This window comes from Algibacter sp. 2305UL17-15 (assembly GCF_040720935.1).
Taxonomy (GTDB): Bacteria; Bacteroidota; Bacteroidia; order Flavobacteriales; family Flavobacteriaceae; genus Jejuia.
Genome location: NZ_JBFDAE010000004.1, coordinates 288,646 through 301,299 on the forward strand (window position 1 = coordinate 288,646; position 12,654 = coordinate 301,299).

The 12,654-nt window shown below is 34.5% G+C and carries 10 protein-coding genes; 5 read left to right on the forward strand and 5 right to left on the reverse strand.

What is annotated here, in order from left to right; translation table 11 throughout:
- Window positions 1–2: 2 nt before the first annotated feature.
- Complete coding sequence (locus ABXQ82_RS06490; RefSeq protein ID WP_367056633.1) at window positions 3–1,199, reverse strand: porin; 1,197 nt, start codon at window positions 1,197–1,199, stop codon at window positions 3–5.
- A 396-nt stretch (window positions 1,200–1,595) separates the two neighbouring features.
- Here ABXQ82_RS06490 and ABXQ82_RS06495 point away from each other — a divergent pair, with 396 nt between their 5' ends.
- Window positions 1,596–1,910: a nicotinic acid mononucleotide adenyltransferase gene (locus tag ABXQ82_RS06495; RefSeq protein ID WP_367056636.1), complete on the forward strand. Its 315-nt coding sequence runs from the start codon at window positions 1,596–1,598 to the stop codon at window positions 1,908–1,910.
- A 119-nt stretch (window positions 1,911–2,029) separates the two neighbouring features.
- Here ABXQ82_RS06495 and ABXQ82_RS06500 read toward each other — a convergent pair whose 3' ends face one another.
- The 3 genes from ABXQ82_RS06500 to ABXQ82_RS06510 form a co-directional block, all read right to left on the reverse strand.
- Window positions 2,030–3,229, reverse strand: a complete 1,200-nt coding sequence (locus tag ABXQ82_RS06500) for a hypothetical protein (protein WP_367056639.1) — start codon at window positions 3,227–3,229, stop codon at window positions 2,030–2,032.
- Between the two features lie 205 nt (window positions 3,230–3,434).
- Window positions 3,435–6,206: a TonB-dependent receptor gene (locus tag ABXQ82_RS06505; RefSeq protein WP_367056642.1), complete on the reverse strand. Its 2,772-nt coding sequence runs from the start codon at window positions 6,204–6,206 to the stop codon at window positions 3,435–3,437.
- Between the two features lie 255 nt (window positions 6,207–6,461).
- On the reverse strand, window positions 6,462–6,845 hold the full coding sequence (locus ABXQ82_RS06510; protein WP_367056645.1) for a carboxypeptidase-like regulatory domain-containing protein: 384 nt from the start codon (window positions 6,843–6,845) through the stop codon (window positions 6,462–6,464).
- A gap of 324 nt (window positions 6,846–7,169) precedes the next feature.
- Between ABXQ82_RS06510 and dgt the strand changes: the two genes are divergently transcribed.
- The 3 genes from dgt (at window position 7,170) to ABXQ82_RS06525 (ending at window position 9,748) form a co-directional block, all read left to right on the forward strand.
- Window positions 7,170–8,510: a dGTP triphosphohydrolase gene (gene dgt, locus ABXQ82_RS06515; protein WP_367056648.1), complete on the forward strand. Its 1,341-nt coding sequence runs from the start codon at window positions 7,170–7,172 to the stop codon at window positions 8,508–8,510.
- 415 nt (window positions 8,511–8,925) lie between these two features.
- Entirely contained in the window at window positions 8,926–9,381 is a 456-nt protein-coding gene (locus ABXQ82_RS06520) for a helix-turn-helix domain-containing protein (RefSeq protein ID WP_367056651.1), read from the forward strand.
- The gene (locus ABXQ82_RS06525) at window positions 9,371–9,748 is read left to right on the forward strand and encodes a PIN domain-containing protein (RefSeq protein WP_367056654.1); all 378 of its coding nucleotides are present in this window, start codon (window positions 9,371–9,373) and stop codon (window positions 9,746–9,748) included. The genes ABXQ82_RS06520 and ABXQ82_RS06525 overlap by 11 nt, the downstream gene beginning before the upstream one ends.
- A gap of 211 nt (window positions 9,749–9,959) precedes the next feature.
- Here the strand turns inward: ABXQ82_RS06525 and dxs are convergent, their stop codons facing one another.
- Entirely contained in the window at window positions 9,960–11,726 is a 1,767-nt protein-coding gene (dxs, locus tag ABXQ82_RS06530) for a 1-deoxy-D-xylulose-5-phosphate synthase (RefSeq protein ID WP_367056657.1), read from the reverse strand.
- Between the two features lie 39 nt (window positions 11,727–11,765).
- Here dxs and ABXQ82_RS06535 point away from each other — a divergent pair, with 39 nt between their 5' ends.
- Window positions 11,766–12,215 (forward strand): nucleoside deaminase, encoded by a 450-nt coding sequence (locus tag ABXQ82_RS06535; protein ID WP_367056660.1) that lies wholly within the window; start codon window positions 11,766–11,768, stop codon window positions 12,213–12,215.
- The last annotated feature ends 439 nt before the right edge of the window (window positions 12,216–12,654 follow it).

The window sequence follows — 12,654 nt, forward strand, 5'->3', positions numbered from 1 at the left end:
ATTTAAAAGTGTATATCTACTTGGAAACGATACATTAATTGATTGTTGCCACCTTTAACTTCTAAATGGCTAATGTCAGTTTGTACTTTTAAACTATGACCCGAAATATACTTAGACAGCCCTAAAGTGTATTGTGATTCAGGGTTTTTACCAGTAATATTTTGGTTTAAGTTGATGTCAGTATAGCGCCCGGATATTTCCCAGTTGCTTTTTAATAAATATCCAGCTTGTAGATTTAAACCATTACCAACTTGTACTTCGGCGCCTGTAAGCGTTCCGTCTGAGTTTTTTGCTAATGGGTCATCTGCAGTTCTCTCGGCATATTCCGCCATAAGGGAAAATCCTTGGTATTTAAACATGGCGTCTATAAAAAGCGTGTTGATATTGGTTTCAAAAAAGCCAGTACCATTATCAATTGCCATGTAAGACCCTTGATTACTTCTCGTTTTTACTGCATTGTTGTTATGGTCGTAATTAAAAGCTAATGATAATTTGGGTGTTTTTTCACGTTTTAAATCGCCACCTTTATAATCTCCTTTTCCAATGAAATCTCCAAAAGGAAATAACTCAATTCTACCAGTATATTGATAGCCGCCTAAGTTCCCTGTGGTAATATTCCGTCCTTCACCTTGTGCTAAAGAGAATATTTCCTTGATAATAAACTTATCAGATAGTTTTGATTTGTGTCTTAATTGAAACCCAAAATCACGATCTATATTAAAACGACGATTTAATAATGAACGATCTACTTGCTGTAAATTAGCTGAAGAAATAACACGTTCCCTATTTCCAGGCAATTTTGTTTGCCCGAACCAAAGCACGAAATTCCCATGAAAGTTCCACATTAAAACCGCATCTAAAATATATCTAGGCGCGTTACTTGTAAATGCAGAAGCACCAGATTGATCCCTGTTTGATAAACCTAACTCAATTTTGTATTTTAATTTTGGACTATATGCATACCCGTCAAATTTTAAGCGAGAGCGTCGTACCAAAAAACTGGTTTGGTTGCTTTCTCCTTCTTCCCAGATAGAAGTTGCTAATAATTGTGCTCTTAAGCCAACTTTCATGGTCCAAGAACTGTCTTTACCAACGACTCTGAAAAGACCTTTGCCGAATTTTCCTGATTGAACCTCTTGAGCGTTTAAGGAAGTGATTGCAAGAAGAATTACCCCAAATAGGGCTGCTTTAATATTCATTTTAATATTAGTTTTTGTCGGGTGCAAAGAACCAATATTAATCTTAACCCAATGTTTCTAAATCGTTAAATAATTATAAAAAAAAAGACTGCCTCGGCCAAAGGCAGTCTCATTAGAAATCATGATAATGTAGTCGACAAAAACTAATATATTATATGAAATACTAATTTTCTGTCTTAAGACGTGACAAATATCGTGGTTTAAGGTCATCTTAATGTAACCTCTATATTAAGTAATTATTAATTCTCCAATGTTAAATCTTTAAAAAATATTTATTCTTAAGTATTTGATTATCAGTAAATTAAAATTTTAATGTTATGTAAATGTTAAGTAGGTGTTGCGTAAATGTTATCTATTATTTATCTTTGTGGTATAATGTTAAAACCCCCCATAATTATGAAGAAGTTATTATTTGTTTTTGCCTTTTTAATTACTGTGGTCTCTTTTGGACAAAAAGAAAGAGAATTAAAATTTAATAAAGACACGAATTTAATTGATGTTGTTTATTATCATGACAATGGTGTTGTAAGCCAAACGGGTTCTTACACAGCAGATGGTAAATTACAAGGTGTTTGGTTAAGTTTTGACACAGAAGGCAAGAAAACAGTTTCTGCAAATTATGATAATGGAAAAAAAGTCGGCAAATGGATTTATTGGATTGACGGCGTTAAAAAAGAAGTCAATTATGAAAATAATGTCGCTGCGTTATAGTTTTATAACAAAGTGTGAAGATTAAAAAAGCATCCTATTTAGGATGCTTTTTTTAGATTATTTTACCAATAACCTGTAATAATGTGTTTGTGTAATTTCTCAATACACGGAGTAATATTTTAGTTTAATTTCGTAACCACAAAACTCTGGTTGGCCCAATCGAATGCAGATAAATCGGCACCAACTCCGGCTTTTGTAGTAACAGTATTATTAGAAGGAACTGTAATTCCATCAGTAATAACAGCTACTGTTCCTGTTATAGCTCCACCAACTTTATCGTCTCCAACATTTCCTTGTGATGAAGCGTTTGAAATAGTTAATATGCCGTTTCCTTTGTCATCTTTTGTGTCAATTCTATTTCCAAAACTGGCGTTTCCGTAAGCAGCAAATAAAATGTTACTAATTATGGCTTGAGTACCTCTTCTTATTTCAGCTCCAGCTTTAAGAGCAATATCTGGGTTGAGGTTTAATATGGTAACATTTTTTAATGTAGGTGTAGATATTGGCAAAGCAGTAGCGTCAGAGCTGTTGCTGTCACCCTCAATTCCTCTTGGATCGTCTGTCGCAGCATCAAAACCATCATTTCTTACTCCAAAAGCGTTGGTAATTGTTCCAGTATAACCGCCAGTCCAGTCAAACATGTCATCTGCAATATTTGCACAATATACATTAGTCACATTAACACTACCTCCAAAAAACTCAACACCGTCATCGTTACCGTCGCTAACAACAATATTATTGACTACGGTACTACTACCAACACCAAAGAAAGAGATACCGTTAAATTCTTGCTCACCGTTAATTTTTGCGCCAGTATATTCAGCAATGATGTAGCTTAGTTCACCAGAATTATCAGTATCATCTGTACCTCCATAAAGTAAACCAGCAACTTCCGATTGTACATCGGTTCCTTTGTTGCTTCTTGCTTTTCCAGCAATTACAATACCTCCCCAATCTCCTGCTTTTGGTGAGCTAGCATCTGATGTGAATTTAATAGGATTTGCAGCGGTTCCTTTTGCAATTAATTTAGCACCTCTTTCTACTGCTAAAAAAACATCTGTTCTCCCGCTTTTCGCCTTAATTACTGTGCCGGGTTCTATAGTTAAAGTAGCACCATCTTTTACAGTAAACGATCCTGTTAACGTATATTCTACTGAAGCTAGTAATGTAGCATCTGAAGATACATCGCCTTTTAATTCACTACCAGTAATTGGCCCACCACCTTTACCTGGATCGATAGTTCTATTATCATCATCAGATGAACAAGCGACAATTGAAACTAGAGTTACAACTAATAATAATTTTTTGAATGTTTTCATTTTTGTTTTTTTGATTTTTAATTATATGTGCAAATTAACTCCTCCTGTTTGAATTAAGTTTTACGGTAATATTAGTATAAGGTTAAGAAATTTGGCTAATGTTAACTTATGTTTAAGTGGGCTAATTTTTAAAATTACGCTAAACTAAAAGCCATCCAATAGATGTCGCTATTGGATGGCTTTTAAAGAAAAGTTGATAGTTATTTTATAAACTATAACTTATGCCTGCCGATATTGAAGTGCCCCTTTTATAAGAGTTCATGGTAAGTTTTTCTGGAACGTCCCTGTATCTGTCAAAACTTGGATTCAGTAAGTTTTTAGCATTAAATTTTACACCTAAGTTTTTATTGAATTTATGGCTGAAAACAAAATCTAATAAAGGCACACCTTTTTCAATAATATTTTCTTGAAAGTTTGTACCAATACTGTAAACTTTATCACTTTGGTAATTAAATACCAATGTTGAAATGGTTTCTTTGTCATTAATTTTAAATCTATATGAAACATCTGCATTTACTGTAAATGGCGATGCACCTTCCAATTCTGAGCTATCACCCGTGTAATTAAATAATGTATTTGAAGTATCGTATTTAAGCTTCGTTTCCATTAATGTCACATTCCCACCAAGTGTAAGGTTTTGAGATGTTTCCTCATCATCAGATGTTATTGACAAGATATCTAATCTGCCTTCTAATTCAGCACCAAAAACAGTAGCATCACCAGAGTTGTCAAAAGTAAAGTCTCTTTCAACAGCCGAATTTCTTTCTAATCGGTTTATTGAATTCTGGATTAATTTACCGAACACACCTATAGAAATTAACTCACTTTTATTAGGGAACAGTTCAAATTTTAGCTCGCCGTTATAATTATCAGATGCTTCTAATGCTGGGTTTCCACTTTCTTGAAAGTTAATGCCCTCATAAGTAAAAGGTGCTATTTCTTTAAACTGCGGATAGGTGTAAGTTACACTACCAGACGCTCTCAAGTTAACTTTTTCGTTAAGTTGGTATTTTAAATTTAAAGTAGGTAATATGTATTGTTTGTCTAAAGCTATTTTGCTATCGTTAGAAAAACCTGGGAAACTAATGTTAGTGTTCCATGCTACATCCATTTTAATGTCTTCGGCTCTAATACCAACATTGGCAGTTAATTTATCATTAAAATTATAGACCGCATCTATGTAGGCAGCATGTATCGTTTTTTCTGCATCATATAACTGAGGAAGGTATGTTTCTGCATCGTCACTATTTCTACCTCTTGAAGTTTCAATGCCAAAAACACCATTATTAAGATTATTTTGGTTGAATGTTGCATCTAAGTTGTTAACATCCACAAAAGTAGCTCTTGGGTTTGTAAAGTTGTGGTCAAAATAAATACCATCAAATTTTCTATCTGTAATACTGCCGTTATATCCTAAAGTAATTTTACCAGTATTCTCAAAACGTTCCCCTAAATATTTCACGATATTTAAGTTTCCAGCTATGTTGTTTTCAAACAAGTTGCCGTAAAACCTGCTATTGTCTCTTACCGCACTCTGCGAAATTCTAGTAGTATTAGTATCATTATTAATGATGAATGTGTTTTTTCTTCTGTCTGGTTCATCATTATAGATAGTGTTGTAACTTACAGCTGCGTTAATATCAATAGATTCACCAAATTTGTTGGTAGACATTAATTGGTTTACAAAAAGTCTGTTTTGAATTTCTGTTTGTAATAATACATTTACCAATCTATTGTCATCAGCATCTCTACCTATATCATTGGTTGTTCCAACAAAATCCTGTATATTTTGTGAGTTTGAATGCACAAATAAATGGTTGAAACTTAATTTATGGTTGTTATTCATTTTATAAACAACATTACCCATTACCATTTTAGAAGCTTCGTAATTATATGTTTTAGTGTCGAATATAGATCCTACGTTTAAGTCGCCGTTATCATTAATATCAACAATTGCATCAGATTTTCCGTCTTGGAAAGTGTATTTATTACTGAAAGACCCAACTAGAAAAACGCTGATATTGCTTTCATCTGATAAAGTAATTTTTTTACCATAATTAAGTGATAGACCTAAATTAGGGTTTGCTTTACCTGAATTGGGGCTGTAGCTATTATCAAAACTGTATATGGATAAATCTCTTATATTATGTTTGGTGTTGGAGTTAACTCCAAGCCAGTTGGCACCATCTATTTCTTCAAAATCCTTGAAAGTTGTTTGTGTATTGGCTCCGGTAGAAATTCCTATTTTAAACAAAGATTTTTGAGTCATTTCTCTACTAACCACATCAATGCTTGCCCCAGAAACATCCGATGACATATAAGAAGAAAAGGCTTTCCCGATACCAACACTTTCTATAATGTCTGAACTAAAAAGCGATAAATCGATATTTTTATTTCTAGGATCGTTAGAAGGTAAAGGCAAGCCGTTAAGCGTGGTAATGTTATATCTATCTCCCAGGCCTCTTACATATATTTTACTTGAACCCTCTTGTTTGTTTACACCTGTTACCTTTAATGTTGCAGCAGCAGCATCAGAAACTGCTTTTTTATCGAGTTCTTGTGCGCCAATGGCTGTTTTTATTTCAACAGCTTTCTTTTGTTCCAGTAATAAAGCGGTAACGCTTTCTCTTTTAGTGGTTGTTGTAATAACTACTTCATCAAGAGATGCAGCACTTGCATTCATTATTACATTAAGTTCAGTTGTTTTTCCAGGAACAATAGTAATCTTAATTTCTTGAGTTTCGTATCCAACAAAACTAAATACTAAGGTGTGGTTGCCTGCATCTAAATTAGTAAGTTCGTATAGACCATCAAAGTCTGTTGTGGTTCCTTTTGTAGTATTTTTAATTAATACGTTAGCAAACGCTAAAGGTTCATTATTATATTCTTTGTCCGTCAGTTTTCCTTTAACAGAGCCAGTTTGCGCATTAAACACAACTGATGTAAAGAGTAATAATAATAGTATAAAATGTCTCATTATATATTTGAATTTATCGGTGCAAAGAAACTAACGTTTTGTAAAGATTGCGTTATCCTTAAGTTAAAGAACTGTAATAAAAGTGTTAGCTAAACATTACCTAAAACACGCTTTTTTTGATGATTATTTACAGTTAGTTAACATTAGATTAAATGAAATTTATGGTGATGGTTTACGCAAATACCATAAAAACAGAAAAGGAGCTTTTACATTTTGTAAAAGCTCCTTTTCTGTAAGTGTATTGTAATTCTAGAACTAGTTGTTCTTAATCGTTTCGTCTTTAGATGCTGAACTTGTAAAAGCCAATGCCAAATCGTCTAGAGATAATGTGCCAGCTACAAGAGATAGATTGATGTTGTTTAATTTGCCAGAAATCACGTCGGTTTTAATTTCTTGAGTTTCATATCCCGTAAAACTACAAACTAAAGTGTAAGTTCCGTTTTCAATGTTTTCAATTTTAAAAACACCGTTTTCATCGGTAGCAATAGTCTTTCCAGTTTCTTTAACGGTCACTTTTGCAAACAATAAAGGGGTGTTTCCTTCTTCTGCATCAGTAATTTTTCCATTGATAGTACCAGCATTCTGAGCAGATGTTAACATTGCAGTACAAAGGCATAAGGTTAATAGAAAATATTTCATAAGCATTCACTTGTTTTAACGCCACAAAGAAAGACAATACATATTTTAAGAATGTTACCAAAATATTAACCAATAATGATTAAAATGTTACCGTAATGTTAACAGATTTTGTTACCAATTTTTTAATGAAAACAATTATCTTGCCTCAGCCTAATAGAAATGGATTGGGACTGTCTAAAACCTGATGCTTTAATTTAAATGTCATATTGAACGCAGTCGAAATATTTTAGATGCCATAACCTTGAAACTTCGACTGCGCTCGGTTTGACAACTGTTAAATGTTTTTTTAGAAAATTTGATTTAATAAACTCTTTATTTCACACAATGAACTGGGAACAACTACTCTCCTTAAAACGCTTTGGCGACACTAATAAAAGACTTAGAAAAGAACAAGATGAAACCCGATTGGGTTTTGATGTAGATTACGATCGTATTATTTTTTCTTCGGAATTTAGGAGCCTCCAAGATAAAACACAAGTTATCCCGTTATCAAAAACCGATTTTGTGCACACGCGCTTAACGCATAGTTTGGAAGTAAGCGTCGTTGGGCGTTCTCTGGGGCGCATAGTTGGAAAGAAAGTTTTAGAAAAACATCCGCATTTGCAAAGTGTACATGGCTATCAAGCTAACGATTTTGGAGCAATTGTCGCCACGGCAGCTTTAGCGCACGATATTGGAAATCCGCCTTTTGGGCACTCAGGCGAAAAATCCATTGGTGAATTTTTTAAATCAGGCGAAGGCAAAAAATATAAAACCGAATTATCAGCTAAACAATACCAAGACCTTTGTGATTTCGAAGGAAACGCAAACGGCTTTAAAATATTAACCCAAAGCAGGGCAGGACGCAAAGGCGGATTACGCTTAAGCTACGCAACCCTTGGTGCATTTACCAAATACCCAAAAGAATCATTACCTAAAAAACCGACAAAGCATATAGCCGACAAAAAATATGGCTTTTTCCAAACCGAAAAAGAAGCTTTTATTGATGTTGCCAAGGAACTAGGCCTGCATAAACGCAGCGAGGAAGATATCAACTATTCCCGCCACCCTTTAGCGTATCTCGTTGAAGCTGCCGATGATATTTGTTACACCATTATCGATTTTGAAGATGGTATCAATCTCGGTCTTATTCAAGAAGAATTTGCTCTGGAATACCTTTCAAAAGTCATCAGGGAGAACATTATTCCCGAGAATTATTATGCGCTTTCCAATAAAGAAGACCGCATTGGTTACCTGCGCGCACTCGCCATTGGTGCTTTAATCAACGATGCTGTGGACATTTTTATGAAACACGAAGAAGCTATCCTAAACGATAATTTCGATTGTGCGCTATTAGATAAAAGTAAGTACGATGCCCAAATAAAAGACATCATCAAGATAAGTATTGAAAACATCTATCAATCTGAAGAAGTGGTAGATAAAGAAATCGCTGGCTACCAAATCATCAATAAATTATTGGGGGTTTATACTGCCGCCGTAAATAACACGTTTGATGGAACGGCTTCAAACTACGACAAACTCATATTAAAACGTTTACCGGAAACCATCAATTTTAAGGATGAAGATTTGTACCAGCGTTTGCTTGCTGTTTGTCATTATGTGTCTTTGTTGTCTGATAGTAAGGCTATTCAGAATTTTAAGAAGATAGAGGGGGTTACGTTTTAGCACTATAATTGTAAATTATTGCGTCATTGTGAGTGAAACGAAGTAATCTGTAACTTAAAAAGACATAATTTTTAATACAATAATTTGGGTGCCTGACTACTGGTAGGTAGGTTACCCCGAAATGAGGGTCGGACTTTCACTTTTCTCCCAGTTATCATCGGGATCAAACATGTCTTTAATTTCTAACGCGCTTGTTTGTAAAGGTAGTTTTATTCTATAAATCTTCTTTTATCTAGAAAGGAGTGAATAAATTTTAGAGTTTCGTTTAAACGTATTTAAGATTATTTTTTTGAGTAATTAATTTTATAGGGTATTTGCATTGGTTCATTAGATGATAAAAAAAATAACATTTCGATACAATATCGTTTCGTTTATTTCGATTATATTTGTATGACGAATAAAAATAGAATCAATTATGGAATACTTTAACGACATAAAAAAACCTTCAAAGAAAGAGCAGATTGCAGCTATGGAATCTTATAATGCTCTTGCTGCTACTTTGGAGGGGTTACACTCTGAAAATCCTGAAATTGAAATTGAGGAAACTTCAGAAAAAATAAAGATCCCTTTAAAAGCCCTTAAATTATTAGCAAAAATATTAAAGGCAACAAGTCAAGGAAAACCTATTTCTGTAGTTCCTATTGCCACAGAAATGACTACTCAAGCAGCAGCAGAATTATTAGGCTGTTCAAGGCCTCATTTTGTTAAATTACTTGAGAAAGGACAGATTCCATATACTATGGTTGGCAGACATCGTCGTGTTAAATTTCAGGATGTAATGGATTATAAGAAAGAAATGAAATTGAAGCAGGAACAGTTTCTTATCGATATGATGAAGTCTGACGAAGAATTAGGATTATATGATTCATAGTGTACGATTTACTTGTGTTCTGGATACAAACATTATTTATCCAGTTGAAATTAGAGATTTATTATTTTGGTTTGCTCATTATGATTTATTTACTCCTAAATGGAGTCATCATATTTTTGATGAATGGGAAGATGTAATGGTAAGAAAAGGAGTAGCTAAAGGAGAAATTGAGAAAAGGACAAATTTTGCTAATTTAGCTTTTCCCGATGCACTTGTTATTAATTATGAGCCCTTGATTGATGGTTTGACTTTACCTGATGAAAAAGACTGTCATGTATTGGCAGCTGCAATAAAAACGAATGCAAATGTTATTGTAACGAATAATTTAAAAGACTTCCCAGAAAACTATTTGGCGTCCTTTGGATGAGTTGCTAAATCTGCTGATGATTTTATTGCGGATATAATAGATTTAAACCATGATAAAGCAATAGAGGCATTTAGAAAATTAGTTTTGAATAGAAGAAACCCAGATTTGGATGAGTTTGAAGTTTTAGATAATTTAAGACATAATGGATTAGTTGACTCCGCTAATTATTTACATTCTTTAATTTAGTTAGGTAACTCCAAATTCGAAAAAATCAAGAAGGTTTTTCATAAAAGGTTGTTAAAACCTTCTTCAAACCCTCAGTACCCAACCCAACCAACTTCTGCAATTCATCCACACTCCCATGTTCCACAAAATCATCTGGAATCCCTAAAATTTTAATGGTATTCTTATAATCATGTTCCGAAGCAAACTCTAAAACAGCAGATCCAAAACCACCTTTTATGCTATTATCTTCAACAGTTACAATTGTTTCGTAGGTTTTAAAAATAGTATGCAGTAATTGTTCGTCCAGAGGCTTTACAAAACGCATATCATAATGTGAAACATTTAAATCAATAATAGCTTCCGAAACATTTTTTGCAATAGCACCAATGCTTAAAATTGCAAGATGTTTACCTTTTTTAAGCTGAACTGCTTTCCCAATATCTAGTTTAGAAAATGGTTGTTTCCAATCTAAAACAACACCTCTACCTCTTGGATAGCGAATTGCTATCGGTACATCTAAACCTAATTGGGCTGTGTACATGATGTTGCGCAATTCAACCTCATTTCGCGGTGCAAAAATAATAAGATTTGGGATGCATCTTAGATAAGACAAATCAAAAACCCCGTGATGCGTCGCGCCATCTTCTCCCACCAACCCAGCACGATCCAAACAAAAAATAACAGGTAGTTTTTGTAACGCCACATCGTGAATTATTTGGTCGTAAGCACGCTGTAAAAACGTAGAGTAGATATTGCAAAACGGCACTAAACCTTGTGTTGTCATTCCTGCGGCTAATGTAACGGCGTGTTGTTCGGCAATGCCAACATCAAAGGCGCGCTCTGGAATTTCAGTCATCATACATTTTAGAGAACTTCCAGTAGGCATTGCAGGCGTAATGCCCACAATGTTTTTATTTTTTTTGGCGAGTTCAACAATGGTGTGTCCAAATACGTCTTGATACTTGGGGGGTTGCAACTTAGAAGATGTAGCAGCCAAATCTCCAGTTTTTGCATTAAATTTTCCCGGAGCGTGATATTTTACTTGGTCTGCTTCTGCTTGTTTTAAGCCCTTGCCTTTAGTGGTTATGATGTGCAATAGCTTCGGGCCTTTTACAGTTTTTAAACGTTCTAATTCTGAAATGATTTTATCAATATCATGCCCGTCAATTGGTCCGGAATAATCAAAATTTAAGGCTTCAATAATATTATTGCGCTTTTGCGTGCCTTTTTTAACGTTGGTTAAATACTGTTTTAATGCGCCAACACTCGGGTCGATTCCAATAGCATTATCATTTAAAACCACTAATAGATTTGCATCGGTAACACCTGCGTGGTTTAGCCCTTCAAAAGCCATCCCGCTTGCTATGGAGGCATCTCCAATAACTGCAATGTGGTGTTTGTCTTCGCCTTTTAATTGAGAAGCAATCGCCATTCCCAATGCTGCGGAAATGGATGTTGAGGAATGCCCAACACCAAACGCATCAAATTCACTTTCACTTCGTTTTGGGAAACCGCTTATACCGCCCAATTGCCTGTTGGTGTGAAAATTATCTTTTCTGCCTGTTAGTATTTTATGTCCGTAAGCTTGATGGCCAACGTCCCAAATTAATGGTTCTTTTGGCGTATTAAAAACGTAATGTAGTGCAATGGTTAATTCTACAACGCCCAAACTTGCGCCTAAATGCCCTTCTTTTGTGGCAACTATAGTGATGATGAACTCGCGCAATTCTTGTGCGAGTTGAGGTAAGTCGTCTTGCTTTAAAAGACGGAGTTCTTTGGGCGAGTTGACTGTATTTAAAAGGTTTTTATGCACATAGCAAATGTACAAGATTGAAATTGTATTTTTGCTATCATGATAGAACCTTTTGACGATACTTATTTTATGAAAAAAGCGGTTCAGGAAGCTGAATATGCTTTTGAAAAAGGAGAGATTCCTGTGGGTGCGGTAATTGTTGTTGACAACCGGATTATTGCACGTGGGCATAATTTAACCGAAACTTTGACCGATGTTACCGCGCATGCCGAAATGCAAGCCATTACCGCTGCTGCTAATTTTTTGGGTGGTAAATATCTAAAGGATTGTACCTTATACGTTACCTTAGAACCTTGCCAAATGTGTGCTGGGGCTTTGTATTGGAGTCAGATTTCTAGAATTGTTTATGGTGCACGGGATATAGAGCGTGGTTGTATTCATTTAAAAACGAAATTGCATCCTAAGACAAAAATTGAAGGTGGTGTGATGGCGGAAGAAGCCGGGGATTTGTTGAAGCGGTTTTTTATTTTGAGGCGTAATTTGAATTAATTATAGATTTTTTGTCTTCTTTTGATGAGGTTTAACCGAGATATTTTACTTTTTAATTTCTCATTTCATTCGAAATGAAAATTTCTATTTATATGTTCATTTTGCCTTGATGCGAAACGAACCAAACTTGCTTGCCGCAGGCAGGAAATCAAGTCCAAACCGAGGGATTTTATATACCGAAAAAAATTGGAATGAAAACCGATTTGAAAACTCCGCGTCGAACTTTGTTCTCCTGTTCTTTGTCCCGACGCTTCGGGATTGTACGTTTAATGTTCAATTATGCGAATATAATCAAGTGTTGACTTTCTACTGGATTTTTTTTATTTCCCAAATTATTTTTTCAACTTTCTAAATTCTAAATTCTAAATTCTAAATTCTAAATTCTAAATTCTAAATTCTAAATTCTAAATTCTAAATTCTAAATTCTAAATTCTAAATT

Coding starts and splice junctions, on each gene's coding strand:
- ABXQ82_RS06490 (WP_367056633.1), bottom strand. CDS start 1,199: ATGAATATTAAAGCAGCCCTATTTGGGGTAATTCTTCTTGCAATCACT.
- ABXQ82_RS06495 (WP_367056636.1), top strand. CDS start 1,596: ATGAAGAAGTTATTATTTGTTTTTGCCTTTTTAATTACTGTGGTCTCT.
- ABXQ82_RS06500 (WP_367056639.1), bottom strand. CDS start 3,229: ATGAAAACATTCAAAAAATTATTATTAGTTGTAACTCTAGTTTCAATT.
- ABXQ82_RS06505 (WP_367056642.1), bottom strand. CDS start 6,206: ATGAGACATTTTATACTATTATTATTACTCTTTACATCAGTTGTGTTT.
- ABXQ82_RS06510 (WP_367056645.1), bottom strand. CDS start 6,845: ATGAAATATTTTCTATTAACCTTATGCCTTTGTACTGCAATGTTAACA.
- dgt (WP_367056648.1), top strand. CDS start 7,170: ATGAACTGGGAACAACTACTCTCCTTAAAACGCTTTGGCGACACTAAT.
- ABXQ82_RS06520 (WP_367056651.1), top strand. CDS start 8,926: ATGGAATACTTTAACGACATAAAAAAACCTTCAAAGAAAGAGCAGATT.
- ABXQ82_RS06525 (WP_367056654.1), top strand. CDS start 9,371: ATGATTCATAGTGTACGATTTACTTGTGTTCTGGATACAAACATTATT.
- ABXQ82_RS06535 (WP_367056660.1), top strand. CDS start 11,766: ATGATAGAACCTTTTGACGATACTTATTTTATGAAAAAAGCGGTTCAG.